At 54.9% G+C, this 22,415-nt stretch carries 25 protein-coding genes; 12 read left to right on the top strand and 13 right to left on the bottom strand.

Annotated elements, in window-relative coordinates:
- A partial coding sequence (locus tag H6G62_RS20400) for a transposase (protein WP_190492982.1) occupies positions 1 to 206 on the top strand: 206 nt, incomplete at its 5' end.
- 12 nt (positions 207 to 218) lie between these two features.
- On the opposite strand, the gene H6G62_RS28665 is transcribed toward H6G62_RS20400, so the two are convergent.
- The 7 genes from H6G62_RS28665 to H6G62_RS20430 form a co-directional block, all read right to left on the bottom strand.
- Complete coding sequence (locus tag H6G62_RS28665) at positions 219 to 461, bottom strand: helix-turn-helix domain-containing protein (protein ID WP_347239392.1); 243 nt, start codon at positions 459 to 461, stop codon at positions 219 to 221.
- 43 nt (positions 462 to 504) lie between these two features.
- Positions 505 to 786 (bottom strand): winged helix-turn-helix domain-containing protein, encoded by a 282-nt coding sequence (locus H6G62_RS20405; protein WP_190498571.1) that lies wholly within the window; start codon positions 784 to 786, stop codon positions 505 to 507.
- A 2-nt stretch (positions 787 to 788) separates the two neighbouring features.
- The gene (locus tag H6G62_RS20410) at positions 789 to 1,271 is read right to left on the bottom strand and encodes an ASCH domain-containing protein (protein ID WP_190498573.1); all 483 of its coding nucleotides are present in this window, start codon (positions 1,269 to 1,271) and stop codon (positions 789 to 791) included.
- Positions 1,268 to 3,352: a GNAT family N-acetyltransferase gene (locus H6G62_RS20415; protein WP_190498576.1), complete on the bottom strand. Its 2,085-nt coding sequence runs from the start codon at positions 3,350 to 3,352 to the stop codon at positions 1,268 to 1,270. Before H6G62_RS20415 ends, H6G62_RS20410 begins: the two co-directional genes overlap by 4 nt.
- A 98-nt stretch (positions 3,353 to 3,450) precedes the next feature.
- Positions 3,451 to 7,449, bottom strand: coding sequence for a magnesium chelatase subunit H (locus H6G62_RS20420; RefSeq protein ID WP_190498578.1), 3,999 nt, complete (start codon positions 7,447 to 7,449; stop codon positions 3,451 to 3,453).
- A gap of 501 nt (positions 7,450 to 7,950) precedes the next feature.
- Positions 7,951 to 8,325 (bottom strand): hypothetical protein, encoded by a 375-nt coding sequence (locus tag H6G62_RS20425; RefSeq protein WP_190498580.1) that lies wholly within the window; start codon positions 8,323 to 8,325, stop codon positions 7,951 to 7,953.
- Between the two features lie 202 nt (positions 8,326 to 8,527).
- Positions 8,528 to 8,875, bottom strand: coding sequence for a carbon dioxide-concentrating mechanism protein CcmK (locus H6G62_RS20430; protein WP_190498582.1), 348 nt, complete (start codon positions 8,873 to 8,875; stop codon positions 8,528 to 8,530).
- A 157-nt stretch (positions 8,876 to 9,032) separates the two neighbouring features.
- Here H6G62_RS20430 and H6G62_RS20435 point away from each other — a divergent pair, with 157 nt between their 5' ends.
- Together H6G62_RS20435 and H6G62_RS20440 are read left to right on the top strand one after the other, a co-directional pair.
- Positions 9,033 to 9,521, top strand: a complete 489-nt coding sequence (locus tag H6G62_RS20435) for a CGLD27 family protein (protein ID WP_190498584.1) — start codon at positions 9,033 to 9,035, stop codon at positions 9,519 to 9,521.
- Positions 9,522 to 9,590: 69 nt separating this feature from the next.
- Positions 9,591 to 10,553 (top strand): asparaginase, encoded by a 963-nt coding sequence (locus tag H6G62_RS20440; RefSeq protein WP_190498586.1) that lies wholly within the window; start codon positions 9,591 to 9,593, stop codon positions 10,551 to 10,553.
- Positions 10,554 to 10,631: 78 nt separating this feature from the next.
- Here the strand turns inward: H6G62_RS20440 and H6G62_RS20445 are convergent, their stop codons facing one another.
- Together H6G62_RS20445 and H6G62_RS20450 are read right to left on the bottom strand one after the other, a co-directional pair.
- The gene (locus H6G62_RS20445) at positions 10,632 to 11,402 is read right to left on the bottom strand and encodes a class I SAM-dependent methyltransferase (RefSeq protein WP_190498588.1); all 771 of its coding nucleotides are present in this window, start codon (positions 11,400 to 11,402) and stop codon (positions 10,632 to 10,634) included.
- Positions 11,403 to 11,445: 43 nt separating this feature from the next.
- Positions 11,446 to 11,952 carry a hypothetical protein gene (locus tag H6G62_RS20450; RefSeq protein WP_190498590.1) on the bottom strand — a complete coding sequence of 169 codons (507 nt, stop codon included), beginning with the start codon at positions 11,950 to 11,952 and terminating at the stop codon, positions 11,446 to 11,448.
- A 469-nt stretch (positions 11,953 to 12,421) separates the two neighbouring features.
- Here H6G62_RS20450 and H6G62_RS20455 point away from each other — a divergent pair, with 469 nt between their 5' ends.
- The 6 genes from H6G62_RS20455 (at position 12,422) to folK (ending at position 16,695) form a co-directional block, all read left to right on the top strand.
- Positions 12,422 to 13,285 (top strand): DUF4382 domain-containing protein, encoded by an 864-nt coding sequence (locus tag H6G62_RS20455; RefSeq protein WP_190498594.1) that lies wholly within the window; start codon positions 12,422 to 12,424, stop codon positions 13,283 to 13,285.
- Positions 13,282 to 13,824, top strand: a complete 543-nt coding sequence (locus tag H6G62_RS20460) for a carboxypeptidase-like regulatory domain-containing protein (protein WP_190498596.1) — start codon at positions 13,282 to 13,284, stop codon at positions 13,822 to 13,824. Before H6G62_RS20455 ends, H6G62_RS20460 begins: the two co-directional genes overlap by 4 nt.
- Positions 13,824 to 14,468, top strand: a complete 645-nt coding sequence (cbiM, locus tag H6G62_RS20465; protein ID WP_190498598.1) for a cobalt transporter CbiM — start codon at positions 13,824 to 13,826, stop codon at positions 14,466 to 14,468. Before H6G62_RS20460 ends, cbiM begins: the two co-directional genes overlap by 1 nt.
- A gap of 6 nt (positions 14,469 to 14,474) precedes the next feature.
- On the top strand, positions 14,475 to 15,272 hold the full coding sequence (gene cbiQ, locus H6G62_RS20470; protein ID WP_190498600.1) for a cobalt ECF transporter T component CbiQ: 798 nt from the start codon (positions 14,475 to 14,477) through the stop codon (positions 15,270 to 15,272).
- Positions 15,269 to 16,060, top strand: coding sequence for an ABC transporter ATP-binding protein (locus tag H6G62_RS20475; RefSeq protein WP_190498602.1), 792 nt, complete (start codon positions 15,269 to 15,271; stop codon positions 16,058 to 16,060). The genes cbiQ and H6G62_RS20475 overlap by 4 nt, the downstream gene beginning before the upstream one ends.
- Positions 16,061 to 16,179: 119 nt before the next feature.
- Entirely contained in the window at positions 16,180 to 16,695 is a 516-nt protein-coding gene (gene folK, locus H6G62_RS20480; RefSeq protein WP_347239393.1) for a 2-amino-4-hydroxy-6-hydroxymethyldihydropteridine diphosphokinase, read from the top strand.
- Positions 16,696 to 16,795: 100 nt separating this feature from the next.
- Here the strand turns inward: folK and H6G62_RS20485 are convergent, their stop codons facing one another.
- Positions 16,796 to 17,716, bottom strand: a complete 921-nt coding sequence (locus H6G62_RS20485) for a vitamin K epoxide reductase family protein (protein WP_190498604.1) — start codon at positions 17,714 to 17,716, stop codon at positions 16,796 to 16,798.
- 124 nt (positions 17,717 to 17,840) lie between these two features.
- Positions 17,841 to 18,686, bottom strand: a complete 846-nt coding sequence (btpA, locus tag H6G62_RS20490) for a photosystem I biogenesis protein BtpA (RefSeq protein ID WP_190498606.1) — start codon at positions 18,684 to 18,686, stop codon at positions 17,841 to 17,843.
- 426 nt (positions 18,687 to 19,112) lie between these two features.
- Here btpA and H6G62_RS20495 point away from each other — a divergent pair, with 426 nt between their 5' ends.
- On the top strand, positions 19,113 to 19,835 hold the full coding sequence (locus H6G62_RS20495; RefSeq protein WP_242052186.1) for a Uma2 family endonuclease: 723 nt from the start codon (positions 19,113 to 19,115) through the stop codon (positions 19,833 to 19,835).
- On the opposite strand, the gene H6G62_RS20500 is transcribed toward H6G62_RS20495, so the two are convergent.
- Entirely contained in the window at positions 19,832 to 20,668 is an 837-nt protein-coding gene (locus H6G62_RS20500; RefSeq protein WP_190498609.1) for an alpha/beta hydrolase, read from the bottom strand. The genes H6G62_RS20495 and H6G62_RS20500 overlap by 4 nt on opposite strands.
- Before the next feature lie 263 nt (positions 20,669 to 20,931).
- Between H6G62_RS20500 and H6G62_RS20505 the strand changes: the two genes are divergently transcribed.
- Positions 20,932 to 21,141 carry an element excision factor XisH family protein gene (locus H6G62_RS20505; RefSeq protein ID WP_190498612.1) on the top strand — a complete coding sequence of 70 codons (210 nt, stop codon included), beginning with the start codon at positions 20,932 to 20,934 and terminating at the stop codon, positions 21,139 to 21,141.
- Positions 21,129 to 21,464: a XisI protein gene (locus tag H6G62_RS20510; RefSeq protein WP_190498614.1), complete on the top strand. Its 336-nt coding sequence runs from the start codon at positions 21,129 to 21,131 to the stop codon at positions 21,462 to 21,464. The genes H6G62_RS20505 and H6G62_RS20510 overlap by 13 nt, the downstream gene beginning before the upstream one ends.
- Positions 21,465 to 21,795: 331 nt before the next feature.
- Here the strand turns inward: H6G62_RS20510 and H6G62_RS20515 are convergent, their stop codons facing one another.
- Entirely contained in the window at positions 21,796 to 22,323 is a 528-nt protein-coding gene (locus H6G62_RS20515; protein ID WP_190498616.1) for a PIN domain-containing protein, read from the bottom strand.
- Between the last annotated feature and the right edge of the window lie 92 nt (positions 22,324 to 22,415).

A 22,415-nucleotide genomic window follows, 5' to 3' on the forward strand; every position in this document is an offset into this window, starting at 1 on the left:
TTTTAGAATTTCTGCCACCCTACAGTCCGGACTATAATTTAATCGAGTTAGTTTGGCACTCTGCAAAGGAATTCATTGCCAATCGTCTATTTGAGTCGATTGAGGATTTAGAAGCGCTTGTTCATAACCTGTTGAACGAAGGACAGCTTGTCATCAAATGGGATCGCAAGATCAAAAACAAAGGAAACACAATCAATGCAATTTAAATGCATATCAGCTTAGTTGCCTTTCATTCGGTCATCGATCAAACTATCTAACTTGCTCGGATCTTCATGGGTGCTCCAGTAGGCCACCTTCCGCAAGGAGCATCCGATTAAGTTCGCGATCTCTTGTTGAGTCCTGCCGTCATTGCGCAGTAGTAGTATTAGAATGCGCTCTCGAATGTCAGGGTGTTCATGGAACTTCAACTGCTTCTGAAGCTCTTGCTTTTCCTCTGACGTTAGATAGTTCCTGACTCCCATGACTTATTCCATAATTTTAATGTATTATACGCAGTTTAGATGACTAACAGCTTATTAGATCCATGGCTGAAAGCGGATTCGAGCAGGGGTTGCACTTCAACCTTGAATTGGCCAAGCAAGCTTTTTTAAGATGGGTTCTAGCCCACCCTACACGATTAGCAAAAATAGATTGCTTACCACTTGTCAGCAGTTCTTTTCTTTCATTATCCGTTAAATTAAAATGCTTAGAAAGATGCTCAATGCTCTCTTGAATGGAGTGCTTTTCTCTGTCAGAAGCAAACATCAAAAGTGGCAGTAATATGCTTTGAAAATCGGGAATAGACATGTTCAATGGTTTAGAGCAAGCGGTAGTGTCGGTTGGTGGCTAGAAGATAAATTATATTCGGTAATTTCTTCTGCGAGACGAATTTCATTATCTTTCAAATAATGAAAACTTTGAGGAGGTCTGAAGTGAGGCCATCTTTGACGTACTTCATCTAACGATAGTGCTGTAATATGGCAGTCTTTCATAAAGATGCCGACACCAAAATTTGATTTTTGGTAATACAAGTCAAATTCTTCCTTTGTAAGTCCAGCATCTTGCCTAACTTTTTCCCACAAAAATTCTGGCTCTGCACAGACAATATTTTTGACTTCAAACCAACCTCTTAATATTTTTTGGGGAGCAGATTCATAAACAAGAATGTAGTCACCAATATTTAATTGAGGACGAATTTTGCGAAGCTCAACTCTTTTCTCCCCATCCAGAATTTTCTGGACAAAGTGCGGTTTGATCGAAAGAAGTAAAACTCTGGGTTTGTTAGAAGTCATGAGATTTTTAGGCCAAATCCTAAACGGTATAGTGTAATAAATTCAGCTTGAGAGATTTTTCTCGGAGACTGTAATGGAGCATTACTTTCCAAACATTGGTTTATCTCTTGTAAGCTTACAGGATGATCTAGTAACTCCGTATGACTAAATTTGATTGCCATAACCTTATTGTTTGAAGCACATCGCTTTACTTGTTCAAGGTTGTAATATCCTAAATGCTGAAACTTTCTATAGGCTTCTTCAGGTGAATCTATCAATACCTTGTCAACTTGTGAGCAGGCCCGAATCGAACTAAGATTAGAATGACCTCTATCACCAGACTGACTAACATACCAAAGAATTCTCGCAGGTTCTTTTTTCAACCCGCCATGACCCATAGGGCTTTTATAATAAACCCTATCTAAACTTAGAAACAAGTCAGATCTTTGAACGCCAAACAATGTCTCTTTTGCTAGGTTTCCATCAAAAAGCTCCTTAGCATACTCAGGTTTAATGGGAATGATAAAACTAGGTATATCGCAATCCTCAATTTTCAGTGGCCAAAGAATTCTTTCAATGTCCATTCCATATAGTACATTTTGAGATCCTAAATATGAAGATATAAATTGACTAGTATTTTTATATTCAGGACAGGCTTGACTAATTTGATTTAAGTGTTGAACAATCGCCTGAGATGAAAGCGTTTCTCGATAGCATGTTTTAAGCCATATATCAGTATCTCGACTTTTTGTAAAATACTGATTCTCCAAAGCAGATTTTTCTAGATCGCCCAAGCCTGAATCACTAATTTTAACGAAAAAGCATTTGCTAGAGATTCCATTTTCCACCAATCTATTAATCACAAAATTAAAAAGAGTTGAAGACAGACTCAGGTCAGATGTGAGCCTGATAAATGGCACCTCAATATTATTATTCTCAAAAGTACTCACATAAAAAACACATGGCTTATTTTCATAGGTCAGTACTTTGAACTCAAAATTTGTACTGCTGAGCAAGTATTCTTTCAGCGTAGCTAAAAGTGTCTGACGATTACGGTCTAAATAAATAGAGTAAATTTTTTCGACGATTTTATCTAAATCTGAATTTTCGAGATTTAGAATTTGAAGATCAGCATTTTCTAGCCTGGTAGGTTGGTAAGTAAGTTCATCTGGGTTGTCATTTTTTAAGTCAATAGCCTCTTCATATGAAATAACTCTAACTTTTGTTTGACTATATAGAAAATTTGATAGATCTAGCAAATTCTTTTTAGAAGTCAAAAAATAACAAATGTCAGACGAAAAGCATCTGGCAATATGACTAATGTCAATATCAGACAGGTTTACTTCATTGGTCTTTAACTTGTTTTTGATTTCCTCATAGTTGCTTTGGAAATCGTCTGGGTTGGAAAGTGATTTTGAAAAGTTGCTACTTACTAGATTTCTAAGATATTTTCTGGTCTCTGGTTGGTCAGAATAGACCTGATCAATCTCAACAAAGATTGCATCGGTGACACAGATTTGAAGTTCAGAACGGAGCCACTGGATAGTGCGCTCACTCCCCTCACTGGCAAGCTGATGTAAAGTATAGGCATCAATCGCACATTTTAAACTGTTATAGTCCGACGAGAAAATCGATGGATAACTGGAAGCGATAAAATCCATAGACCAGACTTTAAGAGTACAGCCTTCCGTCTTTGCTGGTTTCTCAGAAATTGGTGAGTATCCTAAATTAATCCACATTTCATCAATGCCATAGTCTGCTCTACATTCAAATCGAATGCCTCGTGCCTCTTGGTTGGTATGATTGATCAGGCGACTATTTAATTTACGTGCGATTTTTTGCCCTCGATATTTTGGATGAATACAAAGTTGCCAAATGCGAATATATCTAGTTTTAGAGTTCATACTCCAAATGAGATAGCCAGCTAAGCTTTCGTCTATCAGGGCGACAAAAATTCCTGGCTTTTTAGCACATTTTCTATAAAATGGATGAGGAAGAAAGCTGAGGGTCTTGGAATTTTCATCTGCAAGTTTGTTGATCTCATTCACAAAGGGAGAGTCTTCGTGAATGAGCTTAATTTCTACATTGTCTCCGGCAGACATAATCTATGCTACGGATGTACTACATTTGCTCAGCTTACTCCAAAAATGAAAAAGGGTGAACATTAGTTCACCCTTTTTCATTAAGAGAACGTCAACGCCTACTCAACGCCTTCGATGCGGTCTTCTACTTCCTGGTACAGCTCTTGGAGGCGTTCCAGGTTTTCGTCGCTGGTTTCCCAGTAGCCGCGCCCGTTCACTTCCAGCAGGGTAGACACCATGCGGCGGAAGGAGTTGGGGTTGAGATCCATCAGGCGCTTGCACATCTCCGGGTCTTGGATGAAGGTGGTGTTCACGTCTTCGTAGACCCAGTTATCCACCGCGCCCGCCGTGGCCGACCAGCCCATGGTGTTCACCAGGCGCTTAGACAGCTCCCGCACACCTTCGTAGCCGTGGGAGAGCATCCCTTCGTACCACTTGGGGTTGAGCATTTTGGTGCGGGCATCCAGGCGGACGGTTTCCGACAGGGTGCGTACCTGGGCGTTGGCGGTGGTGGTGTCGGCAATGTAGGAGGCCGGAGCCTTGCCGTCTTCGCGCAGACTGGCCACCAGTTTGGTAGGGTCGGAATCGAAGTAGTGGGAGACATCGGTGAGGGAAATCTCCGAGGAATCCAGGTTTTGGAAGGTGGCATCCGCCGTCTTCAGAGCCGACTCAAACAGTTCCCGGTTGCTGTCCATCACGCCGGGGTTGTCGGAGTTGAAGGCAAAGGACTTGCGCTTCAGGTACATTTCCTGGAGTTCGGCCTCGTTTTCCCAGGTGCTATTTTCCACCGCCAGGTTGATGTTGGAGGAGTAGGAACCGGAGGCGTTGGAGAAGATCCGGGTAGCCGCTTCCCGTACGCCAATGCCCATTTCCTCGGCCTGTTGCAGGGCGTGCTTGCGGACGAAGTTCATCTCTAGTGGCTCGTCGGCTTCGGCGGCCATTTTCACGGCGCGATCCAGCAGGGCCATTTGGTTAATGAACAGGTCGCGGAACACGCCGGAGCAGTTGACCACGATATCCACGCGGGGCCGACCCAGTTCCTCTAGGGAAATCAGCTCCAGCTTGTTGACCCGACCGAGGGAGTCGGGCAGGGGCTTGACGCCGACAAACCACATCATCTGAGCCAGGGATTCGCCGTAGGTCTTGATGTTGTCGGTGCCCCAGAGCACGGTGGCGATGGTTTCGGGGTAGTTGCCGCCGTTTTCCTGACGCTGCCGCTCTAGCAGGCGATCCACCACAATCTTGGCCGACTGCACGGCGGCGGTGGTGGGGATGGACTGGGGATCGAGGGCGTGGATGTTCTTGCCCGTGGGCAGCACTTCCGGGTTGCGGATGGGGTCGCCGCCGGGGCCGGGGAGGATGTACTCGCCTTCCAGGGCTTGCAGCAGACCGCCCAGTTCGTTGTCGGCGCAGACCTGCTCTAGGCAGAACTCCAGGTACTCCATCAGGGGTTTGATGGCGTCGTTGTTGACGTTGGTGTAGCCCGCCTCGTGGAGGGCCTTAATCCAGGGTTCCTTGCGGCCAATGTTGAAGAAGTTGAGCCGAGACACCATGGACACGCGGCCTTCCGCATCGATCTGCTCGTGCACGAGGGCGGCAACGGCGGCGCGTACCCCTTGGTTGATGTCGTAGAGCAGTTGCACATCGGCCAGCACGCCCCGGTCGCTGTTGCGGTAGATTTCCTCAATGTCGCGGCCCAGGCTGTCGGCGATGATCCGCTGAAGGCTCATGATACCGTCTTCTTCGCGGTCGAGGCCAGCGATGTTGACTAGGGTGGCGATGGCTTCCTCGGCGCTGGGGGGCTTGCCGACGACGTGCAGACCGCAGGGCAGCAGGCGAGACTCGATTTCCATCAGCTTGATGTAGATCTTGCCCACTAGCGCGTCGCGATCTTCGTTAGACAGGTCGCCAGAATCGCCCTCCGGCAGTTCCACGTCCTTATCGAGGTTGCAGATCCGCGCCGTTTCGATGATGGCGTTGACGATCTGCACCGCCCGACCGCTTTCCTTGTTGCCCTGGTAGGAGCCGATCAATTCGCTCAGTTCCTTCAGCCCCTTGTACAGACCCGCATTTTCGGCGGGGGGAGTCAGGTAGCTGATGGTTTCGGCATAGCCCCGACGCTTGGCAATGGTGGCCTCGGAGGGGTTGTTGGCGGCGTAGTAATACAGGTTGGGGATGCTGCCAATCAGGTTGTCGGGGTAGCAGGTGCCCGACATGCCCATCTGCTTACCGGGCATAAACTCCAGGGAGCCGTGGGTGCCAAAGTGCAGCACCGCATCCGCGCCCCAGATTTTGTTCAGGAAGGTGTAGTAGGCGGCGAAACCGTGGTGGGGGCTGGCGGACCGGGAGAACAACAGCCGCATCGGGTCGCCCTCGTAGCCAAAGGTGGGCTGCACGCCGATGAACACGTTACCGAAGGCTTTGCCGTAGACCAGCAGGTTTTCACCGTCGGTATTCAGGTGCCCCGGCGCTGGCCCCCAGTTTTCCTCTAGGCGCTCGGCGTAGGGGGTGAGGGCTTGGTACTCGCGCACGGGCATCCGGTAGGCCACGTTCAGTTCCGGGCTGCTGTACTGGGCCTGGGCATCGTGGATGACTTCCTGGAGCAGAGCTTCGGGGGATTCCGGCAGATCCTGCACGTCGTAGCCGTTCTGCTTCATCGCCTCCAGCACCTTGTAGATGGAGCCGAACACATCCAGGTAGGCGGCGGTACCGACGTTGCCCTTATCCGGTGGGAAGCTGAAGATGGTGATGGCCAGCTTTTTGTCCACCTTGGGCTTGCGGCGCAGATTGGCCCACTTCATCGCCCGCTGGGTGATGGATTCAATCCGGTCTTGCAGGGAGATCGCTCGCCCGGTCAGGCCGTCGCGACCCGACAGCACGATGGGTTCGATGGCCCCATCCAGCTCGGGGATGGCCATCTGTAGTGCCACCTGAATCGGGTGCAGACCCAGATCGCTGTCTTCCCACTCTTCGGTGGTTTGGAACACCAGGGGCAGGGCCACCATGTAGGGACGGTTCAGCCGCTTCAGGGTTTCGATGGCCTTGGGGTGATCTTGGCGAGCGGGGCCACCCACCAGGGCAAACCCGGTTAGCGAGACCACCGCATCCACGATGGTCTTGGAATTATCGACGGGATCAAAAAAGTAGGCATCCACGGGCTTGGAGAAGTCTAGGCCGCCCGCAAACACGGGGATCACCTTCGCGCCCAGGTACTCAAACTCCTGCACCATGGCCACGTAGTGAGCCTCGTCCCCGGTGACCAGGTGCGTCCGTTGCAGCACCAGGCCAATGGTGGGGGCCAGGGGATCCTTTAGGTCATCGGAAATGTCGCGGCGGGAGGCATACCAGTTGAGGTACTCCTTGATGTCCTCGAACATGGCGGGGGCCATCGGGTGCCAGATGCCCATGTCGGGGTAGGTGACGGGCTCTTCGTAGTCGAGGGCTTCGGTTTGGGGTGCGCCTTCGATCTGGCTGTCGGTGATCACGTAGCGGTCGGCCAGCATCAGGAAGAAGTTTTCCAGGTTCTCCGGCGAACCGCCCAGCCAGTACTGGAAGCTGAGCATGAAGTTGCGGGCATCCTGGGCCTTTTCTACGGGCAGGTACTTCAGCACCGTGGGCAGCGTCCGCAGCAGCTTCAGCATGGCATCCTGGAAGCCTGCGCCGGACTTCTCCTTGCGCTTCTTCATGAAGGAGCCAATCATGCTCTTCGACTGGCCCAACTGCGCCATCGAGAAGCTGCCCATCTTGTTGAGGCGCATCACCTGGGGCATGGAGGGGAAGCACACCGCCACATCGAGCTGATCGCGCACGGGGGCCACGGCCTCGACAACCTTATCGGCCAGGTCTTCGATAAAGATCAGCGAGGCGATGAACACGTTAGCCTCGGCCACATCCTGCTTGAAGGCCTCGTAGTTGTTGGCGTCGCGCAGTTCTTCAATTAAATAGCCGTTGACCTCAAACGCCACCTGGGAATTATTGGCGTTGATCGACCGGATGGCGGAGGATAGAGCACTCTGGTACTGAGGCTCTAACACCACATAGACCACCTTAACCAGTCGCCGCCCATTGAGGTCATCGGGGGCAATGTGGCGCACAGTGGGCTTAACGTGGGTGAACATGCAGTAAAACTCCTTTCGCTGCTAAGGCCGAGGGGCTGGAAAAGGCCGGATTGCCAAGAAACTTAGTAACCCAGGCTTCACGAACCGCTCAATACTGTATCAAAGAAACATTTCTTAACGGAACCCAAGCCAAGATCCCATCTCTCTTTGTACCAGAAAACCTTGCCCCATCTAGGTTTAAGGCCCACAGGTGACACAATTTGAAATAAACTTAACCTGCGTTCGTAACCAAAATTTACAGTCTTTTTCGAGCATCACTCTCATTTTTGTATCAAAACGTTAAATAAAAGTTTTCCAGAGAAAAATATGGAGTCGGCGGATCCACCTTGGGAGTGCCCGCGATAGAGAACCTCGGTAGATCGCAAAGTCCCTAGACGACTTCACCCCCAGCCCCTCTCCTCACAGGAGAGTAATGTTTAGGCCGTGGCCAAAGAGGATGTTTGTGATCGACTAAACCTTGCCGTTGTAGCCGCCATTTCTGCCATGACCTAGTCTGCCAAACTACTGCCCCGACAGCACAATCTGCGTAATCAACGGCCCAAAGGCCTGGAGGGCAGCGGGCAACACCGCCACCGTCGCCGCCGCCACAATAATCGTGGTCGCCAAACGGGAGAGCTTCTCTGAGGCTTTTTCGTAGGTGTCAAACTTGTAATCCAGCCTCTCCAGCCGTTGATCCACCTGCTCAAAGCGCTTGTCTACCTGCTCAAAGCGCTTGTCTACCTGCTCGAAGCGCTTGTCTACCTGCTCGAAGCGCTTGTCTACCTGCTCGAAGCGTTGGTCAACGTCGGACTTAAAGGATTGGAGATCGCTTTTCACCGATTGCAGTTCGGTCAAAATATCGCCAAGGGTGGGTTCTCTGGGAGGTTGGGCCTGCATGGGTTTCGACTGGGAGGGTACCTGCCCTGATCTTAGCCTGTTGTCCCTAGGCTCAGGGGATGCTTGACGTTGGCAGGTCTGACACTGCTCTGATAGCGTTTGGGCCAGCGCTGGCATGGCCACAATAAAAACCTTGGCATAACCCGTGTTGTCTAGCTTGGATGGGCTATGCCAAGGTCTAAAAAAATTCCCGCAGATGGACTTATCGCCCCATCGAGCCTGGCAGAATCGGCATTTCCACCGCCTGACGGTAGATTTCCACCTCTTCGTTAAAGTCGATGGGCAGCACCGCCACCACGTTTTCGTGGGGACGAGGAATAATTACCCAGGTTTCGAGGATGCCGCCAGGGGTATTTTCCGCCGCTTCCACGCCCGCCGCCATCGCCGCCTTCACCTCAGACACATCGCCGCGAATATTCACCACAAATCGGGCACTTCCGGCCCGAATGTAGCCGATCAACGTCACTCGTCCGGCCTTCACCATCGCATCGGCGGCGGCTAGAACGGGGGGAAATCCTCTGGTCTCCAGGGACCCTACGGCCTGTGGCATGGCTGCTCTCCTCGAAATCCTGTACGCAAAAATCCATCCTTTATTGTACGGGCCGTGGGGTCAATCCGAACGATAGAGGCGGTTGCGGAGCTAAGAGGTAACGTACCGAATTTGGGGGAATTCGTTTAGGCTAGAGACTAGGTTTTGGATGGATGGCATGGCGCAACGATGTCCGGTTCCGGCGGAACAGCAGCCGATTAACGAATACCAGGATGTGCGCGAATCCTGGTTTTATAGCTGGGGGGGGCGCGATTTGAGAGGCTACCTCAAGCCCGTTGTCATCCTCTGGTTGGTGGGCTGGCTGGTGGCTGGCCCTATGGCGGCGGCGAGTTTTGCCCCGGCCAGGCATCCCCTGCCCTTTGCCCTCAGTGCGGCGATGGGGGCGCTGATTTTGCCCATGCTGGCTCTAATGCAGCTCTATGTCGGCTGGTCACACGTCGGCGGACGCCTGAAGGAAGACAAGGTGCCCTACGAGGAATCCGGCTGGTATGACGGCCAAGTGTGGGTGAAGCCTGAGGAAGTCTCCAACCGCGACCGCCTGATTGTGGATTATCAGGTGCAGCCCGTCTTGCAGCGCATTCGCACAACTATCGGCACCATTGCCGCCCTGCTCAGTCTAGGGCTCATCACCTGGCAATTGATCTAAGATTACGGCACCCATCCCAAATCCCAATCTCCCAACAACTAGTCCCATCCTTCAGCCAGAGCATTCCCTATGACCAGCAGCCGGGTAAACCGCCACCAAACCAGAGAACTTGACGTGCAACTGCTCCGCGAAGGGGTGGTGGAATCCAGCCATACGGCCCATGTAGTGGTGTGCGATGTGCGGGGGCGCAACCTCTCGGTGGCGGGCAACCCCGAACTGGCCACCTTCATCCGCTCGGCCCTGAAGCCCTTTCAGGCATTGGCTGTGACTGCCGCTGGGGCCATGGAGCGCTACAACCTCAACGACCAGGATCTCGCGATTATGTGCGGATCCCACCAGGGCACCATCGAGCAGGTGCGCCAGGTGTTTCATATCCTGTGGCAGTCGGATTTGGATTCTACCGCCCTGCGTTGCCCCACCCCAGCGGGCAAAAAAAGCCCCCTAGAGCACAACTGCTCTGGCAAACACGCGGGCATGTTGGCGGTGTCCCATCAGCAGAATTGGCCCATCGAAACCTACCTCGACCGCAATCATCCCGTTCAAAAGCTGATCCTCTCGCGTATGGCCGAACTGCTGGGGATGCCCGCCGATGAGTTCATCATGGCCCACGACGACTGTGGTGCCCCCACCTACTTCATGCAGTTGCGCCAGATGGCTACCCTGTTCGCCATGCTCTCCTCCGGCGATAACCTGGAGATGGAGCGCATCATTCGCGCCATGACCAGCCATCCCGCCCTCGTCGGTGGCCCCGATGCCTTTGACACCAAATTAATGGAACTCACCGACGGCGAACTGGTGAGCAAATCGGGGGCGGAGGGCATTCAGTGTATCGGCAAGGTGGGCGATGGCCTGGGGCTGGCCATTAAGGTCATGGATGGTTCCAAACGAGCCAAGTATGCCACCGCCATTTTCACCCTCAAACAAATGGGCTGGATTCTCCCCGCCGTGGCCGATACCCTCGCCGAAACCTATATGCAAATTGGCCACTTCAAGCGCTTAGATGTGGTGGGCGAACTGCCGCTGATTTATTAATACCTCGCTCCGGTCTGGAGTGCCCGTCTGTGCCGCTGTCTCTGACCTTGCTTTACAGGGGGATGCTGACATGATGGGCTAGAGGCGGCGGAGTAGGTAAGCGCTATAGCCGTAGGCATCGCTGTACTGTTCAAACAGGGCGATTTCAGCCTGGGTCTCTTGAATAACGGACTGCATCACGGGGTCAGGAGAATGGCCCAACGATTGAATCTTGGCCTGGAGGGGATGGTAGTAGTTTGTCCACCAAGCTTCAGCGGGGAGTCGTTCTACGCCCAACACCTCCAATCCTTGAGAAATAGCGGTTTGGATATTGTCGGCCTCGCTGGCCATGGCGGGATAGGCCTGTTGCCAGTAGGCTTGGGCCGGGATGGGGATGTCTTCGGTACACCAGCTCAGTTCTGAGATCACGGCTAGGCCACCAGGTTTCAGTAGGGGCTTCCACGCAGCCAAGGCTCCGGCGAAGGTGAGGTTATAGGCGGCCCCTTCCGACCACAGCAGATCCAGCTCTCCGAGGGGCCAGTCTAACGCGCCAAAGTCGGCCTCAATCCAATGAATACGATCCTGTAAACCCAAACGTTCGGCCCGCTGGGCGGCTTCAGCCAAAAAGTCGCGGGAGAAATCTACGGCTCGCACCGTGGTCTTAAACCAGTCGGCAAGGAGCACCGCGCTTACCCCGGAACCACAGCCCAGATCGGCAATTTGGGGATTTGGTGGCAGGGGCGGCAACTGAGCCAGAATTTGCTGTGAAAAGCCAGTATCCCCTGGCCCCTGGCGGTCTAAGCCACAGTGCAGGTCAATCAACGCGGCAATCACCGGGTCTTGTTGGGGGGCTGGATGGGGTTCCGTCATCGTCGCTTGGCTCCTAGGGGCAGTTCACCTGTTCATGCACCCGTCAATTCACAAAATAGGTGCCATACATCATGTATTCATCCCGCTGGGCCTGGGCTTCGCCTTCATAGAAAGCCACTTCCACGGTGGTGATGGTGCCCGATTCGTCGGTGTTGGGGATCAGCTTCACGTAGGGATGGTTGATGTCGTAGAAGCTGGGGTTGGCCTCTAGCTTCAGCAAAAAGCCGCCCTCGGTGCTGATCAGGGTGTAGGGGCTGGTTTGGCCGCTGCCCCAGGTAATTTCGCCGCTGGTGAGGGTCATGGGGCCAAAGGCGAGGAGGACGTTGCTCATCGGTTCCCACTGTTTGACGAGGGCATCGGGGAGCGGAGCGCTGGGGACGCTGGGAACGCTGGGCGCTTGGGCCACGGGTTCCCCTGGGGTGGGCGGTGGTTCAACGGTGGGGGCGGGTTCGGTGGAGGTATCGGCAGGTGGTTTGGTGGGCGAATCTGGGAATGAATTGGAGGACGAATCTGATGGGGATTCGGTGGGCGGGGTCGTTGGAGAGGGCATCTCTGCGGCTCGATCACACCCCCCACCCCCCATGATCAACAGCAGACTGGCGACCGTCGCGTATCCCCACGCCAAACCCTGCCTTGACCAAACATGGCCAGGGTTCAGGGGTCGCGGGCGAAGGGAAGTCACCGTCTTTTCAGAAGCCATGGTTTCAGTTGCAGAGGTGGGCCGAGGTGCTAGGGGTGCCCGTGGGGTCGTGGCTATCCACAGCAAGACGCAGAGAGTATAGCGTTAACGACTCTTATTGTGACCATTGGATTTTAGATCGATGGGGCCAAACCATGGCTATGCCAGGGGTTTAGACGATGGATGAGCCCCCCAGTGCCCCCCCAGGGCATTGAAGTTTTTGCGGGTGCAGGGTTAAGTAAACAGGAAGTTGCCGATACTCTGACCGTAATTCCATTTCCCTCCATGCGGTTGGTGGCTGACGGCTCTACTCCTGCTGACTGATTTATAGGGATATCCCATGCCCCATTTTCTTAACCTGGCTGCTGGTGGTTCAACCCTCCTAGCCCTGGTAGCCCTGCAAGCCTGCGGCGGTGCTTCTACCCCGACGGAAAACGCGAATACGCCGTCCCAAGCCACTGGCGATGCTGCCGAAACGGGTACCCTAGTCATCCGCGCTAACGGGGAAGACTTTGTGCGCCAGGGCTTTACCAGTCGCGATGGCTGGGCAATCAGCTTCGACCATGTGTATGTGTCCCTGGCGGATATCACCGCGTCTCAGACCGATCCGCCCTTTAACCCAGAGGCCGAGGAGGCACTCCAGGCCAAGGCCCAAGTGGTGGTAGACAGCCCAAAGGTGGTGGATTTGGCCGAGGGCGACGACAGCGCTGAGCCCATCCTGGTGAGCGAAATCGAAGCTCCGGCGGGACGGTTCAATGCCCTGGCTTGGACGATGCCCCCTGCCGCTGACGGCCCTTCGGCGGGTTATTCCCTTTGGCTGCAAGGTACCGCCACCAAGGACGGGCAAACCCTGCCCTTCACCCTGCGGATGTCTGAGGCGCTGGCCTTTACCTGCGGCGATTTTGTCGGCGACGAGCGCAAGGGCATTCTAGATGCCAGCGGCACGGCGAATCTAGAAGCCACCTTCCACTTTGATCACCTGTTTGGCGATGGCGATGCCCCCGCCGATGACGACATCAACACCGGAGCCCTGGGGTTTGATCCCCTCGCGGCCCTCGCGGCCAATGGCGAAGTGAATGTGGACAGTGCGGCCCTAAAATCAGGGCTTTCTGCTGAGGATTACGCTACATTTCTCAATATCCTGCCTAGCCTGGGCCATGTGGGCGAGGGGCATTGTGAAGAAATTCAGTTAACGGCCTCATGAACTATCCACGGGTTTTACTGTTAGCAGGGTGGGGCGGCTTTGTCGCGGCAGTCCCAGCCCTTGCCCACGGAGCCAAGCTTGAGTACCAACCCATCAACGGCATCGAAATCCAGGCCCGCTACGATTCTGGGGAGCCGATGAAAGCCGCCCAGGTCAACATCTACGCCCCCGATAACCCCAGCGAATCCTGGCAGACGGGCACCACCGATGACGAGGGCCGTTTTGTCTTCACCCCCGACCCCAGCCAACCGGGCAACTGGGAGGTGATGGTGCGCCAAGCGGGCCATGGCGATGTGGTGGCGATTCCGGTCGGGGAAGCCTCCGCAGCGGCAAATTCCTCGGCGACGGGGGACTCGGCAACATCAGGTTCCAGTTCCACCGAGGGCACAACCGAGGGCGGTGAAAACGTGAATCGTCCCCCTATGTTGGCCAATGCTGGCGAACCTCGTACTGCCGGAGTGCCCCTGTGGATAAGCATGGCGGCAATGGTGTGGGGATTCATCGGCACCGCCCTGTTTTTTGCGAGGGGTAAGCGCTAGTGCATATTCCCGACGGTATTGTTTCGGCCCAAGTGTGCGCCGCTGGCTATGCCCTCACAGGGCTGGCGACGTGGTATTCCCTGCGCCAAATTAACCGCAAGCCCGACCCCACGGCAGAAATTCCCAAGGCGTCGTTGCTGACAGCGGCGTTTTTTGTGGCCTCGTCGATCTACATTCCGGTGCCGCCGACGAGTGTGCATCTGATTTTGAATGGTCTCCTGGGGGTGGTGCTAGGCTACTTTGCCTTCCCGGCGATTTTGATTGGCCTATTTTTCCAGGCGTTGGTGATCGGCCACGGCGGGTTGACCACGCTGGGCGTAAATGCGGCCATGATGGGCATTCCGGCCCTGCTGGCGTACCACATTTTTCAAGGGCGCAACTCCATCGGCAAGGTGCTACCCGAACCCGCCCGAACGGGGATATTTGCCTTTTTGGGCGGTGCCCTGGGCTTGGGTATCGCCGCCCTGATTTTTCTGGCCCTGGTGATCCTCAACATTCCCGCCGATGTGGACGCCAATGCCGAGCGGACGGCCATTCTCACCCTCTCCATCGCCCACATTCCGTTGATGATGGTGGAGGGCATGTTCACGGCCATGCTGGTGCTGTTTTTGCAGCGGGTGAAGCCCGAATTGCTGGAGGGCTAGGCCAAGATGGGCGCGTTACGGTCTGAAACCTACATCCACCGCGAATCGGTGATTCATCGCTGGGCACCCCGGCTGAAGCTGGTGAGTTTGCTGGCGCTGATGTTTGCCTTTGCCACGGTGCGCCAGTTGGTGTTGGTGCCCTGGATGCTGGGCTTGGCCCTGCTGCTCTACGGCCTCTCAGGATTACCCTTTTCCTTTTTGCGACAACGGCTGAGCTATCCCGGCCTGTTTATTCTGGCGGTGGTGGTGCTGTTGCCGCTGACGGTGGGGGAAACGGTGCTGGCTCAGTGGGGCTGGTTTACTCTGAGACAGGAAGGGTTACAGGCGACGGGGCTGATTTTGGGGCGGTTCCTGTCGATTTTGACCCTAGGCTTCATTTTGCTGGGCACCACGCCGTTTTTGACGATCCTAAACACCATGCGCCGCCTAGGGTTACCCGTCATCTTGGCGGATATGACCCTACTGGCCTACCGCTACCTCTACGAAATTGCCGACACCCTAGCTACCATGCAACAGGCCATGCGGCTGCGGGGCTTTGGCCAAACTCGGCAGCGCTGGTTTCGCATCAACGGGCAGGCCATGCAGCAGCGGGCCATGCTGGCGGGCAACTTGCTGATTCGCAGCTACGAACAGTCAGAACGGGTCTACAAGGCCATGCGGCTACGGGGCTATGGCTACGGCGTGGCCTCAAATGTGAACACCGGAACAGCCCACCCAGACCCAAAACTAAGCTGGCTGCTAACGGGGGCCGTCCTCCTAGCGGCGGCGGCTATTGTGATTGCAGAAGGACTCTTGCGTCGATGATGGATTCCGTTTCCACCAGCCTCAACTCCATGACCAGCCCCAACCATCGGCCCATAGCCATTGCCGCCCAAGGGCTTTCCTTTTCCTACCCCGACCAACCCGACGTGCTGTGCGGCATCGACCTGACGGTACAGGAAGGCGAACGCCTGGGCATCATTGGCCACAACGGCTGCGGCAAAACTACCCTATTTATGCTGCTCTGCGGCGTCCTCCCCCCCGGCACCGGGGAGATTGCCTTGTTTGGCGAACCGCTAAAACCGGGACAATTTCGGCCAGAGGTGGGGCTGTTGTTCCAAGATCCCGACGACCAACTCTTTTCCGCCTCGGTGCGCGACGACATCGCCTTTGGCCCCCAGAACATGGGTTTAGACCCTGCCGAAGTGGACGCCCGCGTCACCCAGGCCGCCGAAATGACGGGCATCACCCCCCTACTGCCCCGCCTGCCCCACCACCTCTCTGGCGGCGAAAAACAAATGGTCGCCATCGCCGGACTGCTGGCCATGACCCCAAAAATTCTCCTCTGCGACGAACCCACCGCCAGCCTCGATCTCCGCACCCGCCGCCGCCTGATCCGGTTTCTCAAAAACTCCACCGAAACCCTGCTGATCTCCTCCCACGACTTGGAATTTGTCCTCGAAGTTTGCGACCGGGTGCTGCTGATCGACGAAGGCCGCATCATCGCCGACGGTTGTCCCAAGGTGGTGATGGGAGATCAAGCCCTGATGGAAAAGCACGGCCTGGAAAAGCCCCACTCCCTCATCCCCCACCAAGACCCGCACCACGAATAGACCCCTAGCGCCAGAGCCGCAGGGGCCTAAGTTCCGAGCCGAGCCTGACCCCGCAGAGCCATGGGTGGCCCGTCTGCGGGGTAAGCTGGGCTAGTCGATGATCAGGTGTTGTAAAAACGGTGGAGTCCACAAATCCTAACCCGCAAAACCTCGCAGCTATCCCCTGCGCCATTGCCCTAGGAAGCAACCTAGGCGACTCGCCCCAGATCCTAGGAGCGGCTCTGCAACGACTAGGAAGCCTAGAGGGCACCACCTTAACGGCCCAATCAAGCTTCTACAAAACGGCCCCCGTTGGCCCCCCTCAGCCCGACTATCTCAATGCCTGCGCCCTCATCGAAACCCACTTATCTCCCCAGGCGCTTATGGCCCAACTCTTAGCCATCGAAGCCGAGTTTGGCCGCATCCGTCAGGAGCGCTGGGGGCCGCGCATCCTAGACTTAGATATTTTGTTCTATGGTGACCGGGCTATCCACTTGCCCGATGTGCACATTCCCCATCCCCGGTTGCGCGAACGGGCCTTTGTGCTGGTTCCCTTAGTTGAAATTGCCCCAGACTGGATCGATCCCGTCACGGGGCAAACGGTTACAGATCTCCGCAACGCCCTAGGTAGTCAAGGGGTAGAACGGATGCCATAGAAAACGATCCCGCTCTGTTGAACGAGCGCGTTTGGGGAAGGGGAGGACGAGGCAGACGATGGGCTAGACGGCCATGGGCGACTTCCCAGAGTTGGGTAGGCTAGCGGAGGAAGTTGGTGGGGCCAGTATAGCCAGAGAGTTCGGCAAGACGGCGGAGGGGCTGGGCACCGGGGTAAAATTCGCCATTAATTTCCCAGGTGGGGAAGCCCGTGACGCTAGACTTGGCGCGGCAGAGGTCGGGTTTGGCGTTGATGCCTTCGGGATCGCACTCCACATTGGGCAGAATGGCCGTGGCTTCGGCCCCAAAGGCTTGTTTTTGGTCGTGACAGTGGGGGCACCACCAGGCCGAATACATCGCCGCCCCGGTATCCTTCAGGTGTTGGGCGAGGGCGATTTCGGCGGGGCCAGAGGCGGTGGTGATGGGGGGGCCAGCCTGACCTTGGGCGGTGCTGGTGCTGCCGCCTCCTGCCCGGATGGGGGCATAGACCGCCATCACCCCGGTTAGGGTCACCATGCCCACAATCACGCCAATGAAGGCCAACTGCCCTAGGTCATCCCAGCGCCGCCCCAACAGGGTAATCACAAACATGGCCAGGGCAAACAGGGCCGAAACCACACAGAAGGGACAGAAGGCTCCGATTTCAAAGGCCATAATCACCATCAGGTAGCCACTGAAGGCGACCATGGCGGTAGATAGGGCGAAGATCAGCGGCCAGGTGGAGGTCTCCAGTTTTTGGTGCAGGGCTTTATTCTGGTCGGAGTTAATCCAGAGGGGGGCCGTGGCCAGGGCGAACATGGCGGCATAGCCCAAAAAGCCAAACAGCGTGAGCGGGAGCCCAAAGATAGTGGCATAGGGGCTGTTCAGCACCCGATCACAGCCCTCGGTGGGGCAGGCATCGCCACCGACCAGTTTGGTAATGGTGAGGTAGGCGGTTTCCACCGCTCCTAGGGCCGAAATCCCGGCCAACAACCAGCGGGAGCGGCGATGAATCCAGCGGCTTTCTTGACGTCGTCGTCTCATCGGAGTTCTCTCAACCTGAAGTACTCGGCTTGGCTGACCTGTTGACCAGCGATCTGTGTTTTATCTTAGTGCGTGAAATCCTAAGGCGTGAAATTCTAGGCCGTGAATATCCGCGTGGGTGGATTTAGGGAACCGCCAGGGTGGGTACCGAGGAGCTGATCTCAGGGTTAGCCAACCCCTCGGCCATGGCTTCCACAAATTGCCCCACCCGAATGGGATCGATGGGCTGGTTGATGTTGCCGTGGCGCTTGAGGGAACTGGCCACAATCACCCCGTCGGCGGCCTGCATCAGGGTGGCAATATTGTCCCAGTTGGCCCCACTGCCGATGAACACTGGGCAATCGCCAGCGGCGGCTTTGGCCAGTTCCAAGTCTTCCAAACTGGGGGGGCTACCCGTGGCCCACCCCGACAAAATTACGCCATCGGCCATGCCCCGGTGGATGGTTTCTTGAACCGCCGTGGTTAGATTGGGGGATCCGAGGGGGCGGGCATGTTTCACCAGCACATCGGCCAAAATCTTGACCTCACTGCCCAGTTCCTGACGGTAGCGCAGCAGGTCGTGGGCGCAACCTTCAATCAAGCCCTGATCCGTGGCCATTACCCCCGTCAGCACGTTGACCCGGATGAACTTGGCCCCCACACAGGTGGCAATGGCCATGGCGCTGCGGGCGTCGTTGCGCAATACATTCAGGCCAATCGGCACCGTCACCAAGGATTGCAAGCGATGCACCACCAAACTCATGGCGCTGACCACAGCGGGATCCACAGCGCCCTTGGTGAAGGGGGTATCGAAAAAGTTTTCTACAATAATGCCGTGCACTCCCCCAGAGGCTAGGGCGGTGGCTTCCTGTTCGGCGCGGTCAATCACCTGCTGAAGGCTACCCTGCCAGCGCGGCGACTGGGGCAGGGGCAACAAATGAACCACGCCAATGACGGGATGATCGGTTCTAAAGGTTTCAAATAAGTCCACGTTCGTCTTTGCCTGGACTCGCTAGAGTAACGACTACATAGAAAATATGACCAGGGGAACAGGGTTCCCTCAGCCCCATTTACCCTACCAGCATACCAAGGATACGGACGCCCTACCGGGCCTTGCCCGAACCCGCCCCATAACTAGCCCGTTGACCATCCCGTGATGCGCTAAATAGCTGCACGACCGCTTCCAAAGGGCATCCAACTCACTCCTATCCCTAACCCAACTCTGCACCCAATCCAATGGGCCTGGAGTACACTAGAACCTAATGCTTCCCTAGGTCGCGCCATGGTTTACAGCAACTATCCCCCCCCGCCCTCGGAAACCCTGCCCACCATGCACGATTTGCCCAGCGAAGAGCCGCAGGATGCCGATCTACCGGAGGAGGAGTACCCCAGGCCACCCTCGGAAACGCTGCCCACGATGTACGATTTGCCCAGCGAAGACCCGGAGGAACCAGGGTTGCCCGACGAATTTCACGATTTTCAGCCAAAACTGCTGCGGGAGACCTGCCAATCGCCCGCCTACCCGGCCCAGGACATGTTTATGAGCGCGGATTTGAACCTGTACTACGACGTGCGCCACATCGGCTGGTATAAACGGCCCGACTGGTTTTTGGTGCTGGGGGTGCCCAGGGCCTCGAACCAAACTGACCTCCGCCGCAGTTACGTGATCTGGCAGGAGGGGGTGAGTCCGTTTTTGGTGATTGAACTGCTCTCCCCCGGCACCGAGGCCGAAGACCTGGGCCAAACCCTACGAGAGGTGAATCAGCCACCCACCAAATGGCAGGTCTACGAACAAATTCTGCGCGTACCCTACTACGGCCTGTTTGACCGCTACACCAATACCTTTCGGTTGTTTCAACTCGTCGGCCCCCGCTATCAGGAGATCCATTTACCTGATCGGCAGTTTTGGTTCGAGGAGATGAAACTCGGCCTTGGCGTCTGGCAAGGGCAATACCAAGGTACCGAGGGGCTTTGGCTACGCTGGTACCAGGAAAACGGCGATTGGGTGCCCACCCCCGAAGAACGAGCCGAGCAAGAAAGTCAGCGGGCGGAACAGGAACGGCAACGGGCAGAACAAGAACATCAACGGGCCGAGCGCTTGGCGGCTCAACTGCGGGCGCTAGGGGTAGATCCCGATTAGGGCGTGGCGGAGAGAATCGTTGCAATCGCCCCATTAAAAGACTCCGGTTCTACCAGGTGGGGCCAGTGGTTGCCGGGTATGGTCTGTACCTGCAAATTCGGCAAATAGCGGTAGTAGGGTCGAGTTTGCCACGCCATGCGATTCAGTCCGCCCTGGGGTAAGAGTAAATGGGTGGGCACGGCGAGAGACTCGGTCACCCCGGCGCGATTGAGGATGTCTTCAAACACGCCGTTGCGGGCGGCGATGGCGAATTTGCTGCCCCAGGTGCCGTCGGGCTTTTGCTCTATGGCGGCGTCAAAAACAGATTCCTGTAAAGGACTCCAGCCTCGGTATTGCTTGAGGGTTTGGGCCAGGGTGGCGGCGGCGTCTCGGCTGGGGAATGGCCCCATTACCTTGAGGAAGGGCAGGGTGCGGTAGAAAATTGGCAGGGTGGGCTGAAACAGCTTAGGTAGAGTGTTCACGAAGAAGGGATCCACCAGAATCAACTGCTTCACCCGATGGGGGGCTTGTTTCGCCCACAATAGCGCCAATTTTGCGGCCCAGGAGTGGGCGATCACGGTGACAGGTTCGGTAAACAGGGAATCGGCCAAGGCTTCCAGATCCGTTACAAATTCCAGGGCATCGTAGGCGGCGGGATCGTTGGGCTTGTCGCTATCGCCGTGGCCGCGCAGGTCGGGGGCCAAACAGCGGTACTGAGTACTCAGGCTTTCCGCCAAGCTCTGCCACACCAAACTGTGATCCGCCAAGCCATGAAGCATCAGCACAGGTTCGCCACTGCCCCATTCCAGGTAGGACAAGGGCACAGGGGCGGTGGTCATAAGATGGCGCGACATCGGGAATTCTTGATATAGAAAGTTAGGCCGGGGCGTCGGTCAGGATGCCCACAGGAGCGGCTTTGAATTATACCAAGCCCTCATCGAACAGCCCCACCGTAGGGGCGAGGTTCCCTCGCCCTCCAGAACGGCGGCAGGGCGGCAGCCACGGCCAACAGCAGGGGAGGATAGGGCACGATGAGGAAGATGGTTTTCGGACTGTTGTTGTAGGTTGGGGCGCTTTAAAATGAATTTGGCGCTAACGCCCTGCATTCCGCTTGCCTATGGCTGCCAAAGATCTGTTTCATGATGCTGTTAAACGCGCCCTCGAAAAGGACAGCTGGACGATTACCCACGATCCGCTGTTCCTGAGTTTTGGTGGGGTGGAGATGTACATTGACCTGGGGGCTGAACGCATTGTGGCGGCTCAGCGAGGAAATGAGAAAATTGCGTATGACCCAGAGGAAGAGGTGATTGTGAGATGGACAATGTAGACCATTATCGCCAACTGGTTCAAGAGCTTTTGACGGAGTATGGCCAGGTAGATTTCAACATTCCAGAGTTGGAAACGGAGCTAATTTTTGATACAGAACGTGACCACTATCAGGTGGTTCATGTGGGCTTCTCGAATAAGCGGCGGGTCTATGGTTGTGTGCTGCATGTGGATATTAAGAATGGCAAAATTTGGATTCAGCACGACGGCACCGAGGGCGGCATTGCTGATGAACTGGTAGATCGTGGGGTGCCCAAACACGATATTGTGCTGGGGTTTCACTCACCCTTTAAGCGCCAATTTACAGATTTTGCCGTGGGTTAGGGCTGGGATAAGTTGGTGGGATAGCTTAAATATAAGACCTCGTAGGATAGACTAGTGCAGCATAAACTCATGCGGCCCAAAGCTTGCATTGTCCTTAGCAACCTTGCCCTAGCCTGTACCTTCAATTTGGCTCTGAAGGTGCTTCAACAGTGAACCTTGCTTGCTAATACTGTCTTCCCCTTGCGGGTTGAACATGCCGAGAATAACTTCAGAGTCGCGTGCCTAACGGTAAAGTTGTGCGGCGGCAGGCAACCTTAAACTCCAACCAATAACCTCTGTTCCGTCCGCACCAACGCATTGTTAGCCCTGCTTACTTAGGAGTGAGGAGTAATTAAAAATCAAGATCTTGAAGGACAAATTCTTTCATGTCGTAAATACTGATACGCAGACCTTTATCGTATCCCTTCAGCTTCCAGTAATCTTTAGTATCATATGTTGCTACAGGTAATGCATCTTGAAGGGAGCAGTGAATAGTAATCTCATGTGCCAGTCTACCTATGATTGCATCAACACAATCAATTTGCAAAGCTGTCATTAGTTCTTGTTCCTGCATGAATTCACCCTTTTGCGGCAAAATGAGTGTGGCTTTACCAGGTGTATTCAACCAGGCAAGAAATTCGTAACCACCCTGCCAATCTTTACGCGAACCAACTAGATAGCCCCAAGTCTCTACGACCACTGCTGCTGCAATCAGCCATTGATATGGTTCCTCATCTAAAAAATACCGGGCATATTCATGTTGTGGATCGTCTCTATGAAAAGCTGTTACAAGAACATTTGTGTCTACGATCATCGCTTTACGAGATATATCAAACTGGCAAGCTTTAACTTCGTATTGCGGCATTAAGCTGTTAGTCATCTAAACTGCGTATAATACATTAAAATTCTGGAATAAGCCATGGGAGTCAGAAACTATCTAACGTCAGAGGAAAAGCAAGAGCTTCAGAAGCA

Origin of the sequence: Phormidium sp. FACHB-1136 (assembly GCF_014697375.1) — a bacterium.
In the GTDB taxonomy this organism is placed as follows: domain Bacteria; phylum Cyanobacteriota; class Cyanobacteriia; order Phormidesmidales; family Phormidesmidaceae; genus Nodosilinea.

Excerpts from the sequence above, each read along its gene's own strand:
- H6G62_RS20500 (WP_190498609.1), bottom strand. The coding sequence starts at position 20,668 with ATGTCGCGCCATCTTATGACCACCGCCCCTGTGCCCTTGTCCTACCTG.
- H6G62_RS20425 (WP_190498580.1), bottom strand. The coding sequence starts at position 8,325 with ATGCAGGCCCAACCTCCCAGAGAACCCACCCTTGGCGATATTTTGACC.
- H6G62_RS20495 (WP_242052186.1), top strand. The coding sequence starts at position 19,113 with ATGTACGATTTGCCCAGCGAAGACCCGGAGGAACCAGGGTTGCCCGAC.
- H6G62_RS20420 (WP_190498578.1), bottom strand. The coding sequence starts at position 7,449 with ATGTTCACCCACGTTAAGCCCACTGTGCGCCACATTGCCCCCGATGAC.
- H6G62_RS20475 (WP_190498602.1), top strand. The coding sequence starts at position 15,269 with ATGATGGATTCCGTTTCCACCAGCCTCAACTCCATGACCAGCCCCAAC.
- H6G62_RS20505 (WP_190498612.1), top strand. The coding sequence starts at position 20,932 with ATGGCTGCCAAAGATCTGTTTCATGATGCTGTTAAACGCGCCCTCGAA.
- H6G62_RS20430 (WP_190498582.1), bottom strand. The coding sequence starts at position 8,875 with ATGCCACAGGCCGTAGGGTCCCTGGAGACCAGAGGATTTCCCCCCGTT.
- H6G62_RS20515 (WP_190498616.1), bottom strand. The coding sequence starts at position 22,323 with ATGACTAACAGCTTAATGCCGCAATACGAAGTTAAAGCTTGCCAGTTT.
- H6G62_RS20455 (WP_190498594.1), top strand. The coding sequence starts at position 12,422 with ATGCCCCATTTTCTTAACCTGGCTGCTGGTGGTTCAACCCTCCTAGCC.
- H6G62_RS20435 (WP_190498584.1), top strand. The coding sequence starts at position 9,033 with ATGGCGCAACGATGTCCGGTTCCGGCGGAACAGCAGCCGATTAACGAA.
- H6G62_RS20450 (WP_190498590.1), bottom strand. The coding sequence starts at position 11,952 with ATGCCCTCTCCAACGACCCCGCCCACCGAATCCCCATCAGATTCGTCC.
- H6G62_RS20440 (WP_190498586.1), top strand. The coding sequence starts at position 9,591 with ATGACCAGCAGCCGGGTAAACCGCCACCAAACCAGAGAACTTGACGTG.
- H6G62_RS20405 (WP_190498571.1), bottom strand. The coding sequence starts at position 786 with ATGTCTATTCCCGATTTTCAAAGCATATTACTGCCACTTTTGATGTTT.
- H6G62_RS20485 (WP_190498604.1), bottom strand. The coding sequence starts at position 17,716 with ATGAGACGACGACGTCAAGAAAGCCGCTGGATTCATCGCCGCTCCCGC.
- H6G62_RS20460 (WP_190498596.1), top strand. The coding sequence starts at position 13,282 with ATGAACTATCCACGGGTTTTACTGTTAGCAGGGTGGGGCGGCTTTGTC.
- H6G62_RS28665 (WP_347239392.1), bottom strand. The coding sequence starts at position 461 with ATGGGAGTCAGGAACTATCTAACGTCAGAGGAAAAGCAAGAGCTTCAG.
- H6G62_RS20445 (WP_190498588.1), bottom strand. The coding sequence starts at position 11,402 with ATGACGGAACCCCATCCAGCCCCCCAACAAGACCCGGTGATTGCCGCG.
- H6G62_RS20510 (WP_190498614.1), top strand. The coding sequence starts at position 21,129 with ATGGACAATGTAGACCATTATCGCCAACTGGTTCAAGAGCTTTTGACG.
- H6G62_RS20415 (WP_190498576.1), bottom strand. The coding sequence starts at position 3,352 with ATGTCTGCCGGAGACAATGTAGAAATTAAGCTCATTCACGAAGACTCT.
- H6G62_RS20410 (WP_190498573.1), bottom strand. The coding sequence starts at position 1,271 with ATGACTTCTAACAAACCCAGAGTTTTACTTCTTTCGATCAAACCGCAC.
- cbiQ (WP_190498600.1), top strand. The coding sequence starts at position 14,475 with ATGGGCGCGTTACGGTCTGAAACCTACATCCACCGCGAATCGGTGATT.